Here is a 23725-nt window from a genome sequence, read left to right as displayed (position 1 = left end):
CACCGGTCGGGGCTTACCCTTTAGGTCTTTCCCGCTGTTTTTCATGCCAAGGACTCCTGCCATGAGCCGTATCTTTGCAGACAACGCCCATTCCATCGGTAACACGCCGCTGGTGCAGATCAACCGCATCGCCCCGCGTGGCGTAACCATCCTGGCCAAGATCGAAGGGCGCAACCCGGGTTATTCGGTCAAATGCCGCATCGGCGCGAACATGGTCTGGGACGCGGAGAGCAGCGGCAAGCTCAAGCCGGGCATGACCATCGTCGAGCCCACCTCAGGCAACACCGGTATCGGCCTGGCCTTCGTCGCCGCCGCACGGGGCTACAAGCTCATGCTGACCATGCCAGCCTCCATGAGCCTGGAGCGCCGCAAGGTGCTGAAGGCGCTGGGTGCCGAACTGGTGCTGACCGACCCGGCCAAAGGCATGAAAGGTGCCATCGAGAAGGCCAACGAAATCGTCGCCTCCGACCCGGCCCAGTATTTCCTGCCGGGCCAGTTCGAAAACCCGGCCAACCCGGCCATCCACGAAAAAACCACCGGCCCGGAAATCTGGAACGACACCGACGGTGCCGTCGACGTACTGGTGGCGGGCGTGGGCACGGGCGGCACCATCACCGGCGTGTCGCGCTACATCAAGCACACCCAGGGCAAGGCCATCCTGTCGGTGGCTGTGGAGCCCGTGGCTTCGCCGCTGATCAGCCAGACCCTGGCCGGCGAAGAACTCAAGCCCAGCCCGCACAAGATCCAGGGCATCGGCGCCGGCTTCGTGCCAAAAAACCTCGACCTGTCGATTGTCGACCAGGTCGAAACGGTGACCGACGAAGAGTCCAAGGCCATGGCCATTCGCCTGATGCAGGAAGAGGGCATTCTTTGCGGGATTTCCTGTGGTGCGGCAATGGCCGCCGCCGTGCGCCTGGCCGAAAAACCGGAAATGCAGGGTAAGACCATCGTCGTAATCCTGCCCGATTCGGGCGAGCGTTACCTGTCGAGCATGTTGTTCAGCGACATGTTCAGCGAGCAGGAAAACCAGCAGTAATCGGCCTTGCCGCTGACCCTGCGCAACAATCGGCGGCCTGGTTTATTGCAAAATCTTCATGAATGCGATCCCGCCCGGGTTGTTTTTACCGGGGCGGGATCGGTTTATGATGGCAGGATGATTTTCAGGAGAGCAGGTGGCGCAGCCCTGGCTCTTCCCCAAGGAGTGAAAGCATGACCTTTTCCTTTGCAGCCAAGGCGGGCGTCTTGCTGGTGTTTTTCGGCAGCGTGCTGTTCGTGCACCTGCGCGGCAAGGCCCGCCTGCCGGTGTTGCGCCAGTTCGTCAACCATTCGGCGCTGTTTGCCCCGTACAACGCCTTGATGTACCTGTTTTCCGGTGTGCCGTCCAAGCCCTACCTGGACCGTCAGCGTTTCCCTGAGCTGGACGTGCTGAAGGACAACTGGCAGGACATCCGCGAAGAGGCCATGCGCCTGTTCGACGAAGGCTACATCCGCGCCGCCGAAAAGGACAACGACGCCGGCTTCGGTTCGTTCTTCAAGAAAGGCTGGAAGCGTTTTTACCTGAAGTGGTACGACAAACCGCTGCCTTCGGCTGAAGCACTGTGCCCGCGCACTGTCGAGCTGGTCAGCAGCATCCCCAACGTCAAGGGCGCGATGTTTGCGCTGCTGCCCGGCGGCAGCCACCTGAACCCGCACCGCGACCCGTTCGCAGGCTCGCTGCGCTACCACCTGGGCCTGTCCACGCCGAACTCCGATGCTTGTCGCATCTACGTCGATGGCCAGGAATACGCCTGGCGTGACGGCGAGGACGTCATGTTTGACGAAACTTACGTGCACTGGGTCAAGAACGAGACCGACGTTACCCGGGTGATCCTGTTCTGTGACATCGAGCGCCCGCTGAGCAGCTCGCTGATGACCCGCATCAACCGCCAGGTCAGTGCCTTCCTCGGCCGCGCCACCGCGCCGCAGAACACCGACGACGAGCGCGTGGGCGGCATCAACCAGGCGTACGCCTGGAGCAAGCGGTTCAGCAATAAAATCAGCACCCACGTGAAGCAGTTCAAGCGCGCCAACCCCAAGGCCTACCGCGTGCTGCGGCCGGTGCTGGCGGTGGTGGTGGCATACGCGTTGTATCGCTGGTTGTTCTGATTCTGCGAATGGGGGCGCCAAACGCCCCCACTCTTTTCTCAGGCCGGCTCCAACGCCTCGACTATCTTCCCACGGCTAAGGTGCACCACCTTGTCCGCCGTATCGAAATACCGGTCGTCATGCGAGATCACGATGATGGTCTTGCCCAACCGCTTCAGGTCCGGCAGCAGCTCGGTGTAGAACACCCGGCGGAAGGTCGGGTCCTGGTCCGCCGCCCATTCATCGAACACCAGCACCGGCCGCCCGTCCAGCCAGGCATTGACCAGCGCCAGGCGCTTGCGTTGGCCGGTCGACAGGTCGGTGGTGGTAAAGGCGCCATCACGCACGCTGACCTTGTGGGCGATCTCCAGCCGTTCCAGGTAGCGTGTGGCATCGCTGGGCAGGCTGTGCTCGTGCTCTGGCAGGTCTTCGAACAGGTAGTAATCGGCGAACACAGTGGTAAACAGCTGGCGGTAGTCGTCCAGTCCCTCCGGGCCGACAGCCTTGCCGTTCAGGCGCACTTCGCCGCGCTGCGGGGTGTACAGGCCCAGCAGCAGCTTGATCAGCGAGGTCTTCCCGCAGCCGTTTTCACCGACGATGAACAGGATTTCGCCCGGCTCGATGCTCAGGTTCACCGGCCCCACGCGAAATGGCTCGTTGCCGTCCACTGGCGGGTAGGCGTATTCGACGTCGTGCAGTTCCAGGTGCGCCGTAGCCGTGGCTTCACGCTTGACCGGCGGCTCCAGCAGCAGGTGCGGCTCGGGCGACGAAAAGCGCTCGGCCAGGTCGGCAATGCGGCGGAAAGCCACCTGGGCGCGGCCAAGGATTGGCAGGTTGCCGATCAGCGTCTCCAGTGGGCCTTTCATGTACAGCAGCACCAGCACGAAACCGCTCATCACTGCCGGGTCGTTGCTCGGCCATAGCGATTGAAGGGCCAGGGTAAGGCCGATGACCACGAAGAACAGCATCGAACCCAGGCTCTTGGCCACCACGAAGATGTTGATGGCACGGATGTGGGTGTCGGCGATGAAGTCGGCGGTGCCCTGGATATTACGGGTGAGCATGGCATGGCGGCGGCGGCGGTCGATGCGCAGCTCCTTGGCGCCTTCAGCGATGGCCGAGTAGTGCTTCTGCAGGTTGTCTTCGGCATCGCGAGCGGCGTTGAAGCCGGCCAGGCCTTTTTGCCGGGCGATGTACTGCACACCACTGCCGATGCCGATGGCCACCAGGGTGATGACGAAGATCGGCCACGACAGCCAGGCCAGGTAGGCCATGCAGCCGGTCACCGTGGTCAGCGAGATGGCCAATGGGGCGAAGGCGAAGGCGAAATCGCTGATGGTATCGACGTCACGGGTCAGCACCGGGATCAGGCGGTGAGTGCGGTAGCGTTCGATCTGTTCGATCGGCGCCGACAGCACTTTGGCACCCAGGTCCTTGCGCAGGCGGGCAATCACTTTCTGGCCGACGTAGTTGGTGCCGCTATCGGCCGCCACGCTGCTGACCAGGGCCAGTACGCACAGGCCGGCGAAGGCCAGGATCACACCCTGGCTCATGCCGCCGTCAGCGTGCAGGCCTTGGTTGACGGTAGCCAGCAGGGCAGTCACGGCGAGGCCACCGAGCATGCCCAGCAGCACCGACACGATTACCGCAGGGCGGTAGGGTTTGAGCAGGCCCAGCAATTCGCGGATGGCCCCGGGAGAGGAGGTTTTCATGAAGCGTGATCTCGCTGGTGAGGTGGGGGCGGGGTCAGCTGCCAAGGGTCAGGGTGCCCTTCATCAAGGTGCTGTGGAACGGGAAGGAACAGTAGAAGCTGTAGTCGGTACCGGTCTTCAGCGACCGGGTGTCGAGGGTGACGCTGTCCTTTTCGCCGCCGCCGATCAGGCGAGTGTGGGCGATGACCCGGGTGTCGCCAGGTTTCACATAGCCCTGCGCCTCGCCGGCCTTCTGGCCGTCATCCAGCACGCCTTGCATGTCGGCTGCGGTGCTCAGCACCCAGTTGTGACCCATGACGTTCTTTGGCATGTCACCGGGGTGGGTGAGGGTGACGGTGAACGAGGTGCACGCCTTGGGTACGGTGATGGCGGCCTTGTCGAAGGTCATCTGGTCGGTGCCATGGATTTCCACGGCGCATTGCTCCGCCGACCAGGCGGCAGGGGCCGCGGCAAGCAGGGCGAGGAGCAGAAGCTGGCGAGTCATGTACGGTTCCTGGGCGATAAAAGGGTCACATCGTTCAGACGAACCGGCGCGGCTGCGCTTTACCTGCGTGTGCTGCCCTGGTGAATTTCCCGCTGGCCCGCTCGTTCATCTAGTCAGGCGCCGCCATGGCGCAAAACCCGATTACGCCGCCAAAGCGGCCCTGGCTTGAGGTGACCGTACATGAGTGAACTGCTGAGCTTTGCCATCGAACCCCTGGACGCCACGCGCGGCAACCTGCCGCTGCTGGTGCGCGCACCGGAGCCGGGGGTTGACCTGCTGGAGGCCTTTGCCGAATTGCAGCCGCTGGTGGACCGGCACCTGCTGCAGGCGGGTGGCATCCTGTTCCGCGGGTTCGAGGTAGGTGGCGCCGAAGCCTTCCGTCAGTTTGCCGCCTCTTTCGGGCACCCGCTGCTCAATTACGAGTTTGGCTCCACGCCACGCAGCAACGTGACAAAGGGCGTTTACACCTCAACGGAGTACCCCGCGCACCAGAGCATCCCGCTGCACAACGAGCAGGCCTACACCCTGGAATGGCCGATGAAGATCTGGTTCTACAGCGTGATCCCCGCCGAGACCGGTGGCGAGACGCCGATTGCCGACAGCCGGGAGGTGTACCGGCGCATGCCGGTGCGCATTCGCCAACGTCTGGAAGAGAAAGGGCTGATGTACGTGCGCAACTACGGTAACGGCCTGGACGTGGAGTGGTCGCAAGTGTTCAACACCGAAGACCCGCGCCAGGTCGAGGCCTACTGCCGGGCGCATGCCATCGAGTGTATCTGGAAGGACGACGGCGAGCTGCGCACCCGCCAGCGTTGCCAGGTGGTGGGGCGCCACCCCGTGACCGGGGACAATGTGTGGTTCAACCAGGCGCACCTCTTTCATGTGTCGAACCTGCAACCAGAAGTGCGTGAGTCGCTGATGGACATCGTCGAGGAAGAGGACCTGCCGCGCAACGTGTACTACGGCGACGGTACGACCATCGAAGATTCGCTACTCGATGAAGTGCGCGGGGTGCTGGATGACTGCACCATCAGTTTCCCTTGGCTGGCGAATGATGTGCTGATGCTCGACAACATGCTCGCGGCGCATGCGCGGTCGCCGTTTACCGGCAAGCGCAAGGTGGTGGTAGCGATGGCCGAGGGGTATTCCGAACTGCTGCGCTGAAGGGCTCTGAGGTACCGTGTTCCTGCAGTGTTATCACTGTCCTCAGGAACGATGCAGGACCTGTGGGAGCGGGTTCACCCGCGAAGAATCCAGCGCGGAGAATGGCACCGGCTTTGCCGGTGTTCGCGGCTGAAGCCGCTCCCACAGTGATTGCGTCAACTTTTAGAGTCTCGGCAAGCCCGTTCTCCGCTGCCCCCCTAAATCAGCCCCCCATGCCTTCGTCTGACAGTTACCGCTCGACTGCCAGGACACCGCTCGACATGAATGCTGATCAAACGCTCAAGCTCGCCCGCCGCTTCATCGAACTCAGCCCCGACAAGCGCCGCCTGTTCCTCAAGGCGCTGCAGGGCGAGGGCATGGACTTTTCCGTGCTGCCGATCGCGCCCGGTGTGGAAGTAGCTGAGCGCGACCAGCTATCGTACGCCCAGCGGCGCATGTGGTTCCTCTGGCAGCTCGACCCGCAGGGCGCGGCGTACAACCTGCCCATGGCTGTGCGCTTGCATGGCACGCTGGACCTGGCTGCCCTGCAGCACGCCTTCGACGCCCTGATCGCCCGTCACGAAACCCTGCGTACCCGGTTCGTCGCCGATGGCGATGACGTACGCCAGCAGGTCGATGCGGTCGCTGCCCCGTTGCAGCTGCGCCAGGATGCCCTGGCCGAACTGGATGAAAGTGCCCGCCAGGCCGCTGTCGAGTCCATCGCCGAAGCCGAGGCGCTGACCCCGTTTGACCTGGCCAGCGGCCCGCTGCTGCGTGTGCGCCTGCTGCAACTGGACCCGCAAGATCACGTGTTGCTACTGACCCTGCACCATATCGTCGCCGACGGTTGGTCGATGAACGTGCTGATCGACGAGTTCCTGCGCCTGTACGACGCCGCCGTGGCGGGTACCGACGCCACCCTTGAGCCGCTGCCAATCCAGTATCGCGACTATGCCCTGTGGCAGCGCAGCTGGCTGGAAGCCGGAGAACAGGAGCGCCAGCTGGCTTACTGGCAAGCCCGTCTGGGTGATGACCATTCACCGCTGGAACTGCCATTGGACCGCACACGCCAGGGCCGGCCCAGCTACCGGGGCGCACGCCACGAGTTCCCCATCGCCACAGACGTCGCCGAGCGCTTGCGCGGTGTGGCGCGCAAGCACAACGTCACCCTGTTCATGATCCTGCTGGCTGCCTTCAAGCTGCTATTACAGCGCTACAGTGGCCAGGCAACGATCCGCGTCGGCGTCCCCATCGCCAACCGCAACCGTGCCGAAGGCCAGGGCCTGATCGGCTGCTTCATCAATACCCAAGTGCTGCACACCGAGATCGACCCGCTGCTGGACATCACTGGGCTGCTGCAGCGCGTGCGCGAGACCGCTTTGGGCGCGCAAAGCCACCAGGACCTGCCGTTCGAGCAGTTGGTCGAGGCCCTGGAGCTGCCGCGCAGCACCGAGAGCCCGTTGTTCCACGTACTGTTCAACCACCAGGCCCAAGTGGCTGATGTGCAGGCCATCGAAACCCGTTCGGGCCTGACCCTGGCGCCGATCGCGCTGGAAAAGCACACCGCCCGCTTCGACCTGGCGCTGGACACCCACGAACGCGCCGGGCAGTTGCACGCGGCTTTTACCTACGCAACGGATGTGTTCGACACCACTACCGTCGAAGCCTTGGGCATACAGTGGCTGGCCTTGGTGCAAGCGCTGGCTGATGAAACCGGTGGTGCTGTAGGTGAGCTGGCATTGCCGGGCCTGGCCGTTGCCCACAGTGAGCCGAAGCCGGTCGAGGCAACCTTGCCGGTGCTCCAACGCTTTGCCGCTGCCGCCAGCAGTCACCCCGAACGTACGGCGGTAATGGCCGCGGGCGAGCAAGCCAGTTTTGCCGAGCTCGATGCCCGTGCCGAAGCTATTGCCGGCCGCTTGAACCAGGCCGGGGTAGGGCCGGACACGCTGGTCGGCGTGTTGGCCGACCGCAGCGTTGGCATGCTTGCCAGCATCCTTGGCGTGCTCAAGGCCGGTGGCGCATACCTGCCACTTGAGCCTGAACAGCCGCCCGAACGCCTGCACTACATGCTGGCCGACAGCGGCACGCGCTTGGTGCTGGCCCCCGGTAGCTGGCAGGCCGAACTTGCCGATGGCGTGCAGCGCATCGACTGGGTGCAGACGGGTAACGTCCGTGCCGTTCGCCTGGCGCCCGAGCCGGCCAACCTGGCCTATGTGATCTACACCTCTGGCACCACCGGGCAACCCAAGGGCGTGGCGATCAGTCACGGCGCTCTGGCCAACTACGTGGATGGCATCGCCGCGCGCCTGCCGGTCGAACGCATCCGCAGCATGGCCCAGGTCTCGACGCCGGCTGCCGACCTGGGCCACACCATGCTGTTCGGCGCACTGTGCGGTGGCCACACCCTGCACATGCTGTCACGCCAGCAGGTGCTGGATGCCGAAGGCTTCGCCGCCTACCTGGCCGAGCATCAGGTAGATGCGCTTAAAATCGTGCCGTCTCACCTGGAGGCGATGCTGGTGGCCGGCCGTTCGGCATTGCCTGCGCAGTGCCTGGTGCTCGGTGGCGAGGCCGTCAGCCCGGGCCTGCTGGGCAAGATCCGCCAACTGGATCCGGCACTGAAGGTGTTCAACCACTACGGCCCGACCGAGACCACTGTCGGCGTGCTGGTCGCCGAACTTGACGAGCACGCCAGCCTCGGCAAGCCATTGGGCAATACCCGGGTTGTGGTACTCGACCGCTGCCTGCAGCCGCTGCCAACCAAGGCCAAGGGCGAGCTGTACATCGGCGGCACCGGTTTGGCCCGTGGTTACCTGAACCGCCCGGCGCTCACTGCCGAGCGCTTTGTCCCCGACCCAGGCGGCAGCCACGGTCAGCGCCTGTACCGCAGCGGTGACTGGGTACGCCAAGGCAGCGACCTGCAATTTGTCGGGCGTATGGATGGCCAGGTGAAAATCCGTGGCTACCGCGTGGAGCTGGCCGAAATCGAAAACCAGCTGCGTACGCTGGACGGTGTCGCCAACGCGGTGGTTCGCGTTCATGGCCAGGCCCCGCAACTGCAACTGGCCGCATGGCTGGTGCCCACACAGGTGCCGGCCGACAGCATGGCCTGGCAGGACACCATCCGCGCCACCCTCAAAGGCCTGTTGCCCGAGCACATGGTGCCTGCCTATGTGATGGTGCTGGAGCACATGCCGGTCACCGTCAACGGCAAGGTCGACCTGAAGGCATTGCCAGAGCCGGTCGCTACCCAGGTGGCGTACCAGGCGGCGCAAACCCCGCTGCAAGTGCAGCTGGCACAAATCTGGGCCGAAGTCCTGCAGGTACCGCAGGTAGGCCTGACGGATAACTTCTTCGCCCTCGGCGGCCACTCGCTGCTGGCCACCCAGGCCGTATCACGGGTGCGCAAGCAACTGGGCGTGGATCTTGCGCTGCGCACCCTGTTCGACACCGTCGATTTGCAGGCCTTTGCCCAGGCAGTGGCCGAAGGCGAGCAGGGTGCAGGCCTGGAGATCGAAATACTTGACCGCCAGCAGCGGCTGCCAGTGTCCCGTTCGCAGAACCGCCAGTGGCTGTTCTGGAAGCTGAACCCCGAAAGCCTGGCCTACAACACGCCAATGGCCGTGCGCATGCAGGGCAGTCTTGACCGTGCGGCGGTACAGGCTGCGCTGGACGCCTTGGTCGCCCGCCACGAGTCGCTGCGCACGGTGTTCGTCGAGGCCGAAGGCTTGCCTTGGCAGCGTATTCTGCCGGCCGCCCCGGTGCCCATCGGTTTTGAAGACCTCAGCGGCCAGGACCACGCGGCGCAGATGCGCAAGCTGGAAGCCGAAGCCTTCGTGCCGTTCGACCTGGAGCGCGGCCCGCTGCTGCGTGCCCGCCTGTTCAAGGTGCATGCGCAGGAGCACCTGTTGTCGCTGACCCTGCACCACATCGTTTCCGATGGCTGGTCGATGAGCCTGCTGGTGCGCGAGTTCGCTGCTGCCTATAACGCAGCGGCCACCGGCCAGACACATGCCATCGAGCCGCTACCGGTGCAGTACGCCGACTTCGCCGCCTGGCAGCGCAAATGGCTTGCCGAAGGGCAGATGCAGGCGCAGATCGACTATTGGAAGGCCCGCCTTGAAGATGACTTCGAAGTGCTGGAACTCCCCGCCGATCGCATTCGGCCGCAGGTCAAAAGCTACCAGGGCAGCCGCTTTGACGTGCGCCTGCCGCTGGCCCTGACCGAGCGCCTGCGGGCACTGGCGGTGGCATCCAACGCCACGCTGTTCCATGTGTTCCTGGCGGCTTACGCCATCGTGCTGTCGCGCTACAGCCGCAAGGGTACGCTGAACATCGGCGTACCGGTCACCAACCGCAACCGCCTGGAGCTGGAAGGGCTGATCGGCTTCTTCATCAATGTGGTGGTGGCCCGTATTGGCGTGGATGGCAGCCAACCGTTCCCGCAGCTGCTGGCTGCGATCAAGGAAACCACCTTGCAGGCCCAGGCCAACAAGGATGTGCCGTTCCTGGAGGTGGCCGAGGCGCTGTACCCCGACCGGGACCAGGGCGTGAACCCGTTCTTCCAGGTGCTGTACAACCACCTGCGCGACTTGGGCGAGCAGGTGTCCAGCGATGCCCTGCACGGCCTGAGCGTCAAGGAAGTGGACCTGCTGGAGCCGGGCGCGCAGTACGACATTTCGCTGAACACGCTGGAGCGCTCCGATGGTGTGACGGCTTCGTTCAACTACTCGACCGACCTGTTCGACGCAGCCCGTATCGAGCGCATGGCCGGGCACTGGCAGGCGCTGCTGGAGGCCATCTGCGCCGAACCGCAGCGTTGCGTTGCCGAGCTGGACTTCCTTGGCAGCACCGAGCGCCAGCAACTGACCCATGGCTGGAACCCGACGCCAGCAGCCAGCAGCGGCCTGTGCGCGCACCAGTTGCTGGAGCGTCAGGCACGTGAGCGGCCAGACGCCTTGGCGCTGATTTTCGACGACCAGCAGATGACCTATGCCGAGCTGGACCGTAGCAGCAACCAGCTGGCGTATCGCCTGCGGGCACTGGGCGTAGGCCCGGACTGCCTGGTCGGCGTTGCCGTCGAGCGTGGCTTGGGCATGGCCTTGGCGCTGATCGCCATTCACAAGGCCGGAGGCGCGTATGTGCCGCTGGACCCAGACTACCCGCAGGATCGACTGGCCTACATGGTCGAGGACAGCAAAATCGGCTTGCTGCTGGCCGATGCCGCCTCGCGTGAGCGCCTGCAGCTGGCCAAGCAGCTGCCTTGCGTGGTGCTGGAGCCTGGCAGCGAGTGGTTGCAAGCCTGGCCAGCCGAGCGGCTACCGAACCTGGTTACGCCACAAAACCTGGCATACGTCATCTACACCTCCGGTTCCACCGGTATGCCCAAGGGCGTGGCCATCGACCACCATGCCTTGTCGGTGTTCTGCCAGGTGGCCGGCGACTATTCGCGGTTGAGCCCGCACGACCGTGTGTTGCAGTTCGCCACTTTCAGCTTCGATGGCTTCATCGAGCAGTTCTTCCCGCCGCTGGCCTGCGGCGCCTGCGTGGTGCTGCGCGACCTGCGGCTGTGGGATACAGCCACCTTGCTGGATGAAATCAACCGCCACGGCGTAACCGTGGCCGACCTGCCTGCCGCCTACTGGCGCCTGTTGGCGCTGGAGCGTCGCGGCCCCGAAGCCTATGGCCGACTGAAGCAGATTCACGTGGGTGGCGAGGCAGTGCCGGAAGACGCCCTGCGCGCCTGGCTGGCCGATGGGCCGCCAGCCGTGCGCCTGCTGAACACCTATGGCCCGACGGAGGCCACCGTGGTCGCCACCACCTATGACTGCTCTGTGATGACCGAGCAGCAGATCAGCCTGGGGGGGGTGCCTATCGGCCGAGCCTTGCCAGGCCGCAGCCTGCATGCGCTGGACGATGGCCTGGCGCCAACCCCGGTGAGTGTGCCCGGTGAGCTGTTCATCGGCAGTGCAGGCTGCCTTGCACGCGGTTACCACCAGCGGCCATCGCTCACTGCCGAGCGCTTCATCCCCGACCCGTTCGACCCTGTTGGCGGTGGCCGCCTGTACCGCACTGGCGACCTCGGCTACTACGACGAGAACGGCCAGCTGGCCTATCGCGGCCGGGTCGACCATCAGGTGAAAGTACGAGGTTTTCGCATCGAGCTAGGCGAAATCGAGCAGTCCCTGCGGGCGCACCCGGACGTGCGCGAGGCCACCGTGCTGGCTATCGACCTGCCCACTGGCAAACAACTGTGTGCCTATGCCGTGCCAGTTGAAGGCCACAGCGGTGACTTGCGCCTGGCGCTGAAGCAGTACCTCAAGGGCAGCCTGCCGGACTACATGATCCCGTCTTATCTGGTGACCCTGCCAAGCATGCCCCTGACCCCCAGCGGCAAGCTCGACCGCAAGGCGCTGCCGCTGCCCGACCCAAGCCAGCCGCAGCATGACTACGAGGCGCCACAGACCGAGCGGCAACAGCAGCTGGCCACGCTCTGGGCGCAGTTGTTGAACGTTGCCCGGGTGGGCCTGAACGACAACTTCTTCGAGCTCGGCGGCCACTCCCTGCTGGCCGCTCAGGCGGTGTCACGGATCAACGTGGAGCTGGGGCTCGACGTGCCCCTGCGGCTGATCTTCAGCCACCCCGAACTGCGCGCGTTCGCCCAGGCACTGGACGAGCAAGGTCTATCGCTTTCCGACGACGGCCTGAGCGATATCGAACAAATGATGAACGCATTCACAGAGGCCTGATATGGAACTCACTGCAGCACAACGTATCGCCCAACGTTTCGTCGGCCTCCCCGTGGAGCAGCGCCAGCAGATCCTGGAAAAGATGCAGGCCAGCGGCCAGAGCTTCCGCCTGCTGCCCATCGTGCCCGCACGCCAGGGCCTGGCGCGCATCCCGCTGTCGTATGCCCAGCAGCGCCTGCTGTTCCTCTGGCAGTTGGAGCCTGCCAGCCCGGCCTACAACGTGCCGATGGCGGTGCGCCTGAAAGGTGCGCTGGACCAGGCGGTGCTGCAACAGGCACTGGATGCGCTGGTGCAGCGTCACGAGTCACTGCGCACACGCTTTGCCTCTGATGAGGGGGCGTTCCATCAGGAAATTCTCGATCACTGCCAGCTATCGCTGGAGCGGGTGATGCTCGACGGCCCGCCCGATGAAGCCTCGTTGAGCGTGGCCGTGGACGCAGCCCTCAAGCAGCCGTTCGATCTGCTGACAGGGCCGCTGCTGCGGGTGACCCTGCTGCGCGTGGCGCAAGAGGAGCATGTGTTGGCGCTGAGTATGCACCACATCATCTCTGACGGTTGGTCGAGCGATGTACTGGTGCAGGAGTTCATCCAGCTGTATACCGCCCTGGCCGAAGGCCGTCAGGCGCAGTTGCCGGCCTTGCCGATCCAGTACGCCGACTACGCCATCTGGCAGCGTGCCTGGCTGGAAGCCGGCGAAGCACAGCGACAGCTGGAATATTGGCAGACACAGCTGGGCGATGAGCAGCCGGTGCTTAGCCTGCCACTGGACTTCGAGCGCCCGGCCACGCCAAGCCAGCGCGGCGCGGTGGTGCGCGTGGACATTGCCGGCGAACAGGCCGAAGCCCTGCGCAACCAGGCGCGCAAGGGTGGCCATACGTTGTTCGTGCTGGTGCTGGCGGCCATGGCGGTGGTGCTGTCGCGTTACAGCGGCCAGGCCGATATCCGCATCGGCGCGCCGAACGCCGGGCGCAACCGCAAGGAGCTGGAAGGCCTGATCGGCTTCTTCATCAACACCCAGGTGCTGCGCGTGCAGGTGGACGAGCGCGCCACCTTTGCCGCGCTGCTGGAGCAGGTCAAGGACGTGATCGGCGGCGCACAGTCGCACCAGGAACTGCCGTTCGAGCACCTGGTGGATGCCTTGCTGCCGGAGCGCAACCTGGCCCACAACCCGCTGTTCCAGTTCAAGATCAACCAGCACGTGGCCGCCAGCGACACCGAACGCAAGCGGCTGGGTACGCTGGAGGTGGAGGGTTTTGCCCGTGACGGTGGCGACGCGCGCTTTGACCTGGCGTTCGATTTTTCCGACAAGGCCGAAGGCATTGAAGGCTACTTCACCTACGCAACTGACCTGTTCGAGCAGGCCACCATCGAGCGTATGGCTGGCTCATTGCGCCATGTGCTGGGTGCGCTGACCCGCGACCCGCAGCAGGTAATCGTCGACTGCCCAGAGCTTGTGGCTGCGCTGCCGGCTGCTGTGCAGTCTTATCCGCAGGGTGACATTCTTGCGTTGTGGCGCCAGGCCATAGCCCAAGGCCAGGCCCACGGCGGCGTGCGAGCCGGTGAGCGGTTCATGACCCAGGCCGGGCTGGAGGCAGCGTCCAATCGCCTGGCCAGCTTCCTGCGCCAGCGCGGTGTGGGTGCTGGCAGCATCGTAGCCTTGTGCTTGCCGCGTTCCATCGAGTGGGTCAGCGCCTTGCTCGCGGTGCTCAAGAGCGGTGCGGCTTACCTGCCGCTGGACGGCCAGCAACCGCAGGAGCGCCTGCAACAACTGATTGCTGACAGTGGTGCTTCAGTGCTGTTGCACGAACCCGGTGATGACCGTTTCACCGACCTGCAAGGTGTACAGGTGATTGCCTGCGAGCACACCGCCTGGGCAACCTGCAGCGACAGCCCGGTCGAGGTGGCCATCGCGCCTGAGCAGCCGGCTTACCTGATCTACACCTCCGGTTCGACCGGCCAGCCGAAAGGCGTGGTGGTCAGCCACGGCGCGCTGGCCAGCTACACCCAGGCCGTGCTGGAGCGCCTGCAACTGCCGGGCTCGGCCAGCATGGCAATGGTGTCCACTCCCGCAGCCGACCTGGGCCATACCGTGCTGTTCGGCGCTCTGGCTTCCGGCCGCTTGCTGCATCTGTTGCCACAAGAGCTGGCATTCGACCCGGATGGCTTCGCCAGCTACATGACGCAGCATCAGGTTGGCGTGTTGAAGCTTGTTCCGAGCCACTTGCAAGGTTTGCTGCAAGCAGCCCGCGGTGCTGATGTACTGCCCGCCGAAGCGCTGATCCTGGGGGGCGAGGCATGCAGCTGGAGCTTGCTGGAAAAGGTCCGCGAACTGCGCCCAGGCTGCCGGGTAATCAACCACTACGGCCCGACCGAAACCACGGTCGGTGTGCTTACCTTTGAACCCGGCCCGCCTGTGCCAGGCTGCCGTACGGTGCCGGTCGGTCGCCCGCTGGGCAATGCCTGCGCCCAGGTGTTGGATGGCTACCTCAACCCACTGGCGGCACAGGTGCCCGGTGAGCTGTACCTGGGCGGGCAGGGCGTGGCCCAGGGCTACCTGGGCCAGCCCGCGCTGACCGCCGAGCGCTTCGTGCCGGCCGAGAACGGTTTGCGCCTGTATCGCACGGGTGACCGTGCACGGCTGACGGCCGATGGCCTGGTCGAGTTCATTGGCCGTGCCGATGACCAAGTTAAAATCCGCGGTTACCGCGTGGAGCCGGGTGAAGTTGGCCGAATGTTGGCTGGCCTGCCGGGCGTCAACGATGCGGTGGTGCTGGCGTTGCCGCTGGAGGGCGACGCCGAGCGCTTGCAACTGGTGGCCTACGCCGTGGCCGAAGGTGGTGTGACCGTGCAGCAGTTGCAGGCGCAACTGCAAGCACGCCTGCCGGACTATATGGTGCCGGCACAGATGCTGTTGCTGGAGCGCCTGCCGCTGACCGTCAACGGCAAACTGGACAAGCGAGCGTTGCCAGCGCCTGGCGCAGTGAGCCGTGGTTATGTGGCGCCAGAAGGGGAGATAGAAGAGAAACTGGCCGCCGTGTGGGCCGATGTACTGAAGCTGGAGCAGGTGGGTAGCAGCGACAACTTCTTCGAGCTGGGCGGCGATTCCATCCTCAGCCTGCAGATCATCGCCCGCGCCAAGCGCCAGGGTATCAAGATCACCCCCAAGCAACTGTTCGAGCAACAGACCATCGCCCAACTGGCCCAGGTGGCCAAGCGCATCGAGGCCAAGCAACCTGCCACCGCATCGGCACCCGTGGACCCCGGTATCAGTGGCGAGGCGGTATTGCTGCCCGCCCAGGTGCGCTTCTTCGAGATGGCTATTGCCCAGCCTGCGCACTGGAACCAGTCCGTATTGCTCGAACCGGCCGACCCGGTACAGGTGTCGCAACTGGAAGCAGCCCTGCGCGCGGTGGTTAAACACCACGATGCCCTGCGCCTGCGCTTTACCCAAGGTAGCGACCAGTGGCAAGCACGCTTCCAGCCCCTGGACACTGCGCCGCTGCTACGCCAGCACACGTTGGCCTCGCTGGACGACATGGACGCTGCCGGCAATGACGTGCAGGCCAGCCTGAACCTGGAGCACGGGCCGTTGCTGCGTGCCGAACTGTTCGACTTCGCCGATGGCCAGCAGCGCCTGCTGCTGGTGGTTCATCACCTGGTGGTGGACGGTGTGTCGTGGCGCGTCCTCCTGGAAGACCTGCAGGAGGCCTATCAGCAATTGCTGAACGGCCAGGCCTTGAGCCTGCCCGCCAAGACCAGCCCGGTGAATACCTGGGCGGAGCGCCTTGCCGCTCACGCCAGTAGCCCGGCCTTGCACGCACAGCAAGGCTACTGGCAGCAGGTGCTGGCCGGCGACAACGCCGAACTTCCGCGGGACAACCCACAGGGCAGCCTGGACAACACCCATGCCCGCACCGCCGCCACGCGACTGGACGCCGAGCGTACCGCCAAGCTGCTGAAGCAGGCCCCTGCCGCCTACCGCACGCAGATCAACGACCTGCTGCTGACTGCACTGGCGCGCACGCTGTGCCAGTGGAGTGCCCAGGACAACGTACTGGTGCAGCTGGAAGGGCACGGTCGCGAAGACCTGTTCGACGACCTCGACCTCAGCCGCACCGTGGGCTGGTTCACCAGCCTGTTCCCGATGCGCCTTGCCCCTGGCCATGACCTTGGCCAATCGATCAAACGGGTGAAGGAGCAGTTGCGCGCAGTACCGGACAAAGGCATCGGCTATGGCCTGCTGCGCTACCTTGGCGCCCCCGAGGTGCGTGAGCAACTGGCGAGCGCCGCCCAGCCCCGTGTCACCTTCAATTACCTGGGCCAGTTCGACGCCAGCTTTGATAGCGAAGGCAGCGCACTGTTCACCCCAAGCGGTGAAGCGGCAGGTCGCACCCAATGTGCCGGTGCGCAGCTGGGTAACTGGCTGAGCATCACAGGCCAGGTATACGGCGGCGAACTGTTCCTGGAGTGGACCTATAGCGCCGACGTTCACCATCCGGCCACCATCGAGCGCTTGGCCCAAGCCTACGGGCAGGCCCTGACAGAACTGGTCGAGCATTGCTGCAATACCCAACACCAAGGTGTGACGCCATCTGATTTCCCGCTGGCCGCGCTGACCCAGGCGCAACTGGACAGCCTGCCGCTGGCCGCCGGGCAGATCGCCGATGTGTACCCGCTGTCGCCCATGCAGCAGGGCATGCTGTTCCACACCCTGTACGACCAGCAGGCCGGCAACTACATCAACCAGCTGCGCGTGGACGTGCACGGGCTGGATGTGCAGCGCTTCAAGCAGGCCTGGCAGGCCACTTTCGATGCCCACGACATCCTGCGTACCGGCTTCCTCATGCAGGGCGAGCTGGACCAGGCGGTGCAGGTGGTACGCAAGACGGTCGAGCTGCCATTCAGCGAGCACGACTGGCGCGGCCAACCGGCGCTGGAGCAGGCCTTGCAGGCGTTGGCCGAAGGCGAGCGCCAGCGCGGCTTTGACCTGGCCGCAGCGCCATTGCTGCGCCTGGTACTGGTACGCACGGGCGATGACAGCCACCAGCTGATCTACACCAACCACCATATCCTCATGGACGGCTGGAGCACCTCGCGCTTGCTGGGTGAAGTGCTGCAACGCTATGCCGGGGTGGTGCCACAAGCGCAGGCCACTCATTACCGTGACTACATAGCCTGGCTGCAAGGCCAGGATGCCGCCGTGGCAGAAGCCTTCTGGAAGGCCCAGCTGGCTTCCCTCGATGAGCCGACCCGTTTGGCTCAGGCCATCGCCGGCAGCGCAGGTGCTGGCGGCAGCGGCTACGGCGACCGTCGCCTGGCCTTCGACCGCGAGCAGACCGCACGCATCGAAGCCTTCGCCCGGGCCAACCGGGTCACGGTCAACACCTTGGTGCAATCGGCCTGGCTGCTGCTGTTGCAGCGTTGCACCGGCCAGGCCAGCGTGTGCTTCGGCGCCACGGTCGCCGGCCGCCCGGCAGACCTGCCGGGGGTGGAAGAGCAGATTGGCCTGTTCATCAATACCCTGCCGGTCATCGGTGCACCGCGTGCCGAGCAGACTGTAGCCGAGTGGATCGGCCAGGTGCAGGCTGGCAACCTGGCTGGGCGCGAATTCGAGCACACCCCGCTGTACGACGTGCAGCGCTGGGCGGGGCAGGGCGGTGACGCGCTGTTCGACAGCATCCTGGTGTTCGAGAACTACCCGGTGTCCGAGGCGCTGCAACAAGGCGCGCCCGGTGGCCTGCGCTTTGGCGAGGTGGCCGTGCAAGAGCAGACCAACTACCCGCTGACCCTGGTGGTGGAACTGGGCGCGACCCTGTCGGTGCAGTACAGCCATGACCGTACGTTGTGGAGCGACGACACCATTGACCGTTTGGCGGGCTACTTCAGCAACCTGCTTGAGGCGCTAACTGAAAACACTGATGCACTGGTTGGTGAATTGCCAATGCTGGCCCAGGCAGAACGGCAACTGATGATCGAAGGCTGGAACCACACCCAAGCGGCCTATCCGAACGAGCGCAGCATTCATTCGTTGATCGAAGCTCAGGTATTTGCCACCCCGGACGCTCCGGCACTGGTGTTTGGCGAGCAGGCTCTGAGCTACGCTGAGCTCAACCGCCGCGCCAACCAACTGGCGCACAAGCTGCGCGAACTGGGCGTTGGCCCGGATGCGCTGGTGGGCATCGCCATGGAGCGCAGCCTGGAGATGGTCATTGGCTTGCTGGGGATTGTGAAGGCAGGCGGCGCCTACGTGCCGCTGGACCCGGAGTACCCACAGGACCGCCTGGCCTACATGTTTGAAGACAGCGGTATCGCCTTGCTGCTGACCCAGTCGCATCTGCGTGACAACCTGCCGATTCCGGCCGGCCTGCGCAGCCTGGACCTGGATGTCGAAGACCTCAGCGGCTTCAGCGATGCCAACCCGGCCGTCGATGTGGCGCCGCTGAACCTCGCCTACGTGATCTACACCTCCGGCTCCACCGGCCGCCCGAAAGGTGCCGGCAACAGTCACCAGGCCCTGGTCAACCGCCTGTGGTGGATGCAGAAGGCCTACGGCCTGGACGCCAGCGACAGCGTGCTGCAGAAAACCCCGTTCAGCTTCGACGTGTCGGTGTGGGAATTCTTCTGGCCGTTGATGACCGGCGCGCGCTTGGTGGTGGCCCAGCCAGGGGCGCACCGCGACCCGCAACTGCTGGTCGACACCATCAACCACCATGGCATCAGCACCCTGCACTTCGTACCGTCGATGCTGCAGGCGTTCATGACCCACGAAGCGGTCGAAAGCTGCACCACCCTCAAGCGCGTGGTGTGCAGCGGTGAAGCGCTGCCGGCCGAGCTGGCGCGTCAAACCCTGCAACGGCTGCCGGCTGCGGGCCTGTACAACCTGTACGGTCCGACCGAAGCGGCCATCGATGTGACCCACTGGACCTGCCAGCCGGACGAAAGCATCAGCGTGCCGATTGGCCAGCCGATCGACAACCTCAAGACGCATATCCTCGAAGGCAGCCTGCAACCGGCCGTGCGTGGCAGTGCGGGCGAGCTGTACCTGGGCGGGGTCGGCCTGGCTCGCGGCTACCACCAGCGCCCATCGCTGACCGCCGAACGCTTCGTGCCGGACCCGTTCAGTGCTAACGGCGGGCGCTTGTACCGCACCGGCGACCTGGCGCGCTACCGCGGCGATGGCGTGATCGACTATGCCGGGCGTATCGACCACCAGGTGAAAATCCGCGGCCTGCGTATTGAACTGGGCGAGATCGAAGCGCGCCTGCTTGAACTGCCAAGCGTGCAGGAAGCGGTGGTGCTGGCGCAGGACGGGCCGAGCGGCAAGCAGCTGGTGGGCTATGTGGTGCCTGTCGACAACACGCAAGATGAAAGCGCGCTGCGCGACAGCCTGCGCGAAGCGCTCAAGGCCGGTTTGCCGGATTACATGGTGCCGGCTCACTTGTTGCTGCTCGACAAGCTGCCAGTAACGCCGAACGGCAAGCTCGACCGCAAGGCCCTGCCGCAGCCGGATGCCAGCCAGTTACAAGGCGAGTACATCGCACCGCAGAGCGAGCTGGAACAGCAGATCGCGGCGATCTGGGCGGATGTGCTGAAGCTGGAAAAGGTCGGGCTGAACGACAACTTCTTTGAGCTGGGTGGGCACTCCTTGTTAGCCACCTCGGTAATTGTGCGCATCCAGGAGCAAGCGGGTGTAGCGGCCGAACTGAAAGAACTCTTCGAGTTCCCGGTGCTGGCCGACTTCAGCCGCCGGCTCGAGGGCAAGGCGCCAATTGTCGATACCACCCAGGACCAGCTGGCCAGGTCCCTGGCGCTGCTGGATAGCCTGAGCATGGAAGAACTCGATGAACTGATTTCCTGAGCCTTCTGCCTTGTGGCAGCAATGGTCTTGCATAAGCTCTGCAAGCTGGCGCCATCACTGTGGGAGCGGGCTTGTCCCGCGAACACCGGCGAAGCCGGTGCCATGCACTGCGTGGCCCCCTTCGCGGGACAAGCCCGCTCCTACAGTGGACACTCCTGCAGGCCTGGAGCAGCCTCCAGTCTCATGCGTACAGATGCCGCGCGATACCTGCCACGAATTTCCGGCTAAATCCATGCCACCACTCAACCGTCTAACTACGGAGGAAATTGATGAGCTGATTTCTTAGGAGATTCCCTGTGCAAGAGCTGCTCGATACAGTCGTATCGTTGTCCACCCAAAAACGTAAGGCGTTGGCAGCCTTGCTCAAGAAACAAGGCGTGAACCTGTACGGTGTTACGCCAATCCTCCCGAGGCCCCCTGAAGAACCGGCGTTGCTTTCCTATGCCCAGCAACGCCTGTGGATTCTGTCGCAGCTGGGCGAGGTCAGCAGCGCGTACAACCTTTCGTCCGTCTTGCGTTTCAAAGGCCATCTGGACATCCAGGCCCTGCAGCGCAGTTTCGAGACCTTGATCGAACGCCATGAAACGCTGCGTACCACTTTCCAGCTGGAGGGGGATCGGGCGGTTCAGGTAATCCACCCTCGCATTCCTTTCGAACTGGCTATTGAAGTGCTGGAGCAGGCTGACGACAACCATCTGCGTCAGCGTGTCGAGGCCGAAGCGCACTTGCCTTTCGACCTGCAGCAGGGCCCGCTGCTGCGTGTGCACCTGCTGCGTCTGGCGGCGGACGAGCATGTGCTGGTGTTGACCCTGCACCACATTGTCTCCGACGGCTGGTCGATGCCGGTGATGGTCAACGAGCTGGTGCAGCTCTACCACGGCCACAGCCAGGGCCAGGCGCTGGAACTGCCGGCACTGCCGGTGCAGTACGCCGATTACGCCACCTGGCAGCGCAACTGGATGGAGGCCGGCGAACAAGAGAAGCAACTGGCTTACTGGACTGCCCAGTTGGGTGATGAGCAGCCTGTGCTGGAACTGCCTGTTGACCGCCCGCGCCCTGCCGTCAGCAGCTATCAGGGAGCGCGTGTCACGGTTGCGCTGGATAACGGCTTGGCTGCGGCGCTTAAACAACTGGCCCAGCAGCAGGGCGTGACACCGTTCATGTTGTTGCTGGCCAGCTTCCAGGCACTGCTGCACCGCTACAGCGGGCAGCCCGACATCCGTGTAGGCGTGCCGGTCGCCAACCGCAACCGGGTCGAGACCGAGCGCCTGATCGGCTTTTTCGTCAACACCCAGGTGTTGCGCGCCGAATTCGATCTGACGATGACCTTCAGCCAGTTGTTGCAGCAGGTAAAGCAGTGCGCACTGGATGCCCAGGCCCATCAGGACCTGCCGTTCGAGCAGCTGGTCGAAGCCTTGCAAGTCGAGCGCAACCTGGGCCACAGCCCGCTGTTCCAGGTGATGTACAACCACCAGGCCAAGGCAAAGGGCGAGCGCTACAGCTTGCATGGGCTGGAGATGGAAGAGCTGGCCTGGGACAGTCATACGGCCAAGTTCGATCTGACCCTTGATACGTTCGAGCACGAGCAGGGTATTGGCGCGGCATTGACTTATGCGACGGATCTGTTCGATGCCACAACCATCGAGGGCATGGCCCGGCATTGGTTGAACCTGTTGCAGGGAATCGTGCGTGATCCCGGGCAGCGAGTGGTCGACTTGCCGATGATGGCTGAGCATGAGCGAATGCAGGTCATTCATGACTGGAATCGCACCCATACAAGCTTCCCCGGCGAGCGCACACTGCACCAGCTGATCGAAGCGCAGGTCCAGCGCTCTCCGGATGCCATCGCCCTGAGCTGTGGCGGCCAGACACTCAGCTACGGCGAACTGAACCGCCGGGCCAACCGCCTGGCGCATCGCCTGCGTGAGTCGGGCGTGGGCCCGGACGTGCTGGTGGGGCTGGCCGTGGAGCGTAGCCTGGAGATGGTGGTCGGCCTGCTGGGCATCCTCAAGGCAGGCGGTGCTTACGTGCCGTTGGACCCTGAATCCCCGCAGGATCGCCTGGCCTATCTGTTCGAAGACAGCGGCATTGCCCTGTTGCTGACCCAAACCCATTTGCGCGCTGCCTTGCCTGCGCCAGCGGGTATCCAGTGCCTGGCGCTGGACGAGCAGGCCCTGGCCGGCTACAGCGACGCCAACCCGGATGTGTCGGTGTCGCCGCAGAACCTGGCCTACGTGATCTACACCTCCGGCTCCACCGGCAAGCCCAAGGGCGCGTTGCTGGCGCACCATAACGTGGTGCGCCTGTTCGCGGCCACACAAGGCTGGTTCGGCTTCGATGCCAGCGACGTGTGGACGGTGTTCCATTCCTACGCCTTCGACTTCTCGGTATGGGAGTTGTATGGCGCCCTGCTGTATGGCGGCAAGGCGATCATCGTGCCGAAGGATGTGGCGCGCTCCTCGCAGGACTTCCATGCCTTGCTGGTAGACGAGCAAGTCACGGTATTGAACCAGACCCCTTCGGCGTTCCAGCAACTGATCCCGGTTGCCTGCGAAGCCGCGCAGGCTGGCCGGAAACTGGCCCTGCGCTATGTGGTGTTTGGGGGTGAGGCGCTGGATGTGAGCAGCCTCAAGCCGTGGTTCGAGGTGTTCGGCGATGGCCTGCCACGGTTGATCAACATGTATGGCATCACCGAGACCACGGTGCATGTGACCTATCGACCGATTGGCCTGGATGACCTGAAGAAGGTCGGCAGCAGCCCGATTGGCGAGGTGATTCCCGACCTCAGCTGGTACCTGCTGGACGGCGCGCTGAACCCGATCGTACCGGGCAGCCACGGTGAGCTGATGATTGGCCAGGACGGCCTGGCTCGCGGCTACCATGGCCGCCCGGCGCTGACCGCCGAGCGTTTCGTGCCGAACCCGTTCGACGGGCAGGGCGGGCGGCTTTATCGCTCGGGAGACCTGGCCCGTTACGCGGGTGATGGTGTGATCGAGTACCTGGGGCGTATCGACCACCAGGTGAAGATTCGTGGCTTCCGTATCGAGCTGGGCGAGATCGAGGCGCGCTTGCATGAGCAAGACGACGTGCGGCAGTGCGTGGTGCTGGCTCAGGATGGCCCGAGCGGCAAGCAACTGGTGGCCTACGTGGTGCCCGCCGACAGTGCGGTGGTCGGCAACCCTGAAGCGCAAGTGGCCTTGCGCGAAACGCTGCGTGAAGGGCTCAAGGCCAGCCTGCCGGACTACATGGTGCCGGCCTACGTGCTGTTCCTGGCCGAGCTGCCGCTGACCGGCAACGGCAAGCTGGACCGCAAGGCGCTGCCACAGCCGGATGCCGGCCTGCTGCAGGGCGAATACGTGGCCCCACAGAGCGCGCTCGAGCAGCAGATCGCGGCGATCTGGGCCGATGTGCTGAAGCTGGAAAGGGTTGGCCTGAACGACAACTTCTTTGAACTGGGTGGGCACTCGTTGCTGGCCACCCAGGTGATGGCGCGCCTGCAGATGGAGCTGGGCGTCAATCTGCCGCTCGGCCTGTTGTTCCAGGCCGCAGATCTGCAGACCTACGCAGCCATGATCAGTGGCCTGAATACCAATACCGATGCTGACCTGGATGACCTCCAGGACTTCATGAGCGAGCTTGAGGCAGTTTGAGATGC

Annotated in this window: 8 protein-coding genes; 6 read left to right on the top strand and 2 right to left on the bottom strand. The window is 64.4% G+C overall.

The window, feature by feature from the left end:
- The first annotated feature begins 61 nt into the window (after positions 1-61).
- Both cysK and MRBLPB4O_RS21255 read left to right on the top strand, forming a co-directional pair.
- Positions 62-1036 carry a cysteine synthase A gene (cysK, locus tag MRBLPB4O_RS21260; protein WP_013973746.1) on the top strand — a complete coding sequence of 325 codons (975 nt, stop codon included), beginning with the start codon at positions 62-64 and terminating at the stop codon, positions 1034-1036.
- 173 nt (positions 1037-1209) lie between these two features.
- Positions 1210-2145: an aspartyl/asparaginyl beta-hydroxylase domain-containing protein gene (locus tag MRBLPB4O_RS21255; RefSeq protein WP_341796520.1), complete on the top strand. Its 936-nt coding sequence runs from the start codon at positions 1210-1212 to the stop codon at positions 2143-2145.
- Between the two features lie 38 nt (positions 2146-2183).
- Here the strand turns inward: MRBLPB4O_RS21255 and MRBLPB4O_RS21250 are convergent, their stop codons facing one another.
- Positions 2184-3836 (bottom strand): cyclic peptide export ABC transporter, encoded by a 1653-nt coding sequence (locus tag MRBLPB4O_RS21250; protein ID WP_341796519.1) that lies wholly within the window; start codon positions 3834-3836, stop codon positions 2184-2186.
- A gap of 34 nt (positions 3837-3870) precedes the next feature.
- Positions 3871-4320: an azurin gene (azu, locus tag MRBLPB4O_RS21245; protein ID WP_341796518.1), complete on the bottom strand. Its 450-nt coding sequence runs from the start codon at positions 4318-4320 to the stop codon at positions 3871-3873.
- Positions 4321-4500: 180 nt separating this feature from the next.
- Here azu and MRBLPB4O_RS21240 point away from each other — a divergent pair, with 180 nt between their 5' ends.
- The 4 genes from MRBLPB4O_RS21240 (at position 4501) to MRBLPB4O_RS21225 (ending at position 23720) form a co-directional block, all read left to right on the top strand.
- A complete protein-coding gene (locus MRBLPB4O_RS21240; protein WP_341796517.1) occupies positions 4501-5484 on the top strand; it encodes a TauD/TfdA family dioxygenase in 984 nt (327 codons plus the stop codon).
- A gap of 260 nt (positions 5485-5744) precedes the next feature.
- Positions 5745-12212: an amino acid adenylation domain-containing protein gene (locus MRBLPB4O_RS21235; protein WP_341796516.1), complete on the top strand. Its 6468-nt coding sequence runs from the start codon at positions 5745-5747 to the stop codon at positions 12210-12212.
- Position 12213: 1 nt separating this feature from the next.
- Entirely contained in the window at positions 12214-20070 is a 7857-nt protein-coding gene (locus tag MRBLPB4O_RS21230; RefSeq protein WP_341796515.1) for an amino acid adenylation domain-containing protein, read from the top strand.
- Positions 20071-20366: 296 nt separating this feature from the next.
- Positions 20367-23720 carry an amino acid adenylation domain-containing protein gene (locus MRBLPB4O_RS21225; RefSeq protein WP_341796514.1) on the top strand — a complete coding sequence of 1118 codons (3354 nt, stop codon included), beginning with the start codon at positions 20367-20369 and terminating at the stop codon, positions 23718-23720.
- Positions 23721-23725: the final 5 nt, after the last annotated feature.

It is taken from the genome of Pseudomonas sp. LPB4.O (genome assembly GCF_038383825.1).
In the GTDB taxonomy this organism is placed as follows: Bacteria; Pseudomonadota; Gammaproteobacteria; order Pseudomonadales; family Pseudomonadaceae; genus Aquipseudomonas; species Aquipseudomonas putida.
Note: the sequence above shows the minus strand (reverse complement) of the source record. Positions and strands in the feature narration are given on the sequence as shown.

What these genes read in the sequence shown, in the direction of transcription:
- cysK (WP_013973746.1), top strand. Translation starts at nt 62, where the DNA reads ATGAGCCGTATCTTTGCAGACAACGCCCATTCCATCGGTAACACGCCG.
- MRBLPB4O_RS21255 (WP_341796520.1), top strand. Translation starts at nt 1,210, where the DNA reads ATGACCTTTTCCTTTGCAGCCAAGGCGGGCGTCTTGCTGGTGTTTTTC.
- MRBLPB4O_RS21250 (WP_341796519.1), bottom strand. Translation starts at nt 3,836, where the DNA reads ATGAAAACCTCCTCTCCCGGGGCCATCCGCGAATTGCTGGGCCTGCTC.
- azu (WP_341796518.1), bottom strand. Translation starts at nt 4,320, where the DNA reads ATGACTCGCCAGCTTCTGCTCCTCGCCCTGCTTGCCGCGGCCCCTGCC.
- MRBLPB4O_RS21240 (WP_341796517.1), top strand. Translation starts at nt 4,501, where the DNA reads ATGAGTGAACTGCTGAGCTTTGCCATCGAACCCCTGGACGCCACGCGC.
- MRBLPB4O_RS21235 (WP_341796516.1), top strand. Translation starts at nt 5,745, where the DNA reads ATGAATGCTGATCAAACGCTCAAGCTCGCCCGCCGCTTCATCGAACTC.
- MRBLPB4O_RS21230 (WP_341796515.1), top strand. Translation starts at nt 12,214, where the DNA reads ATGGAACTCACTGCAGCACAACGTATCGCCCAACGTTTCGTCGGCCTC.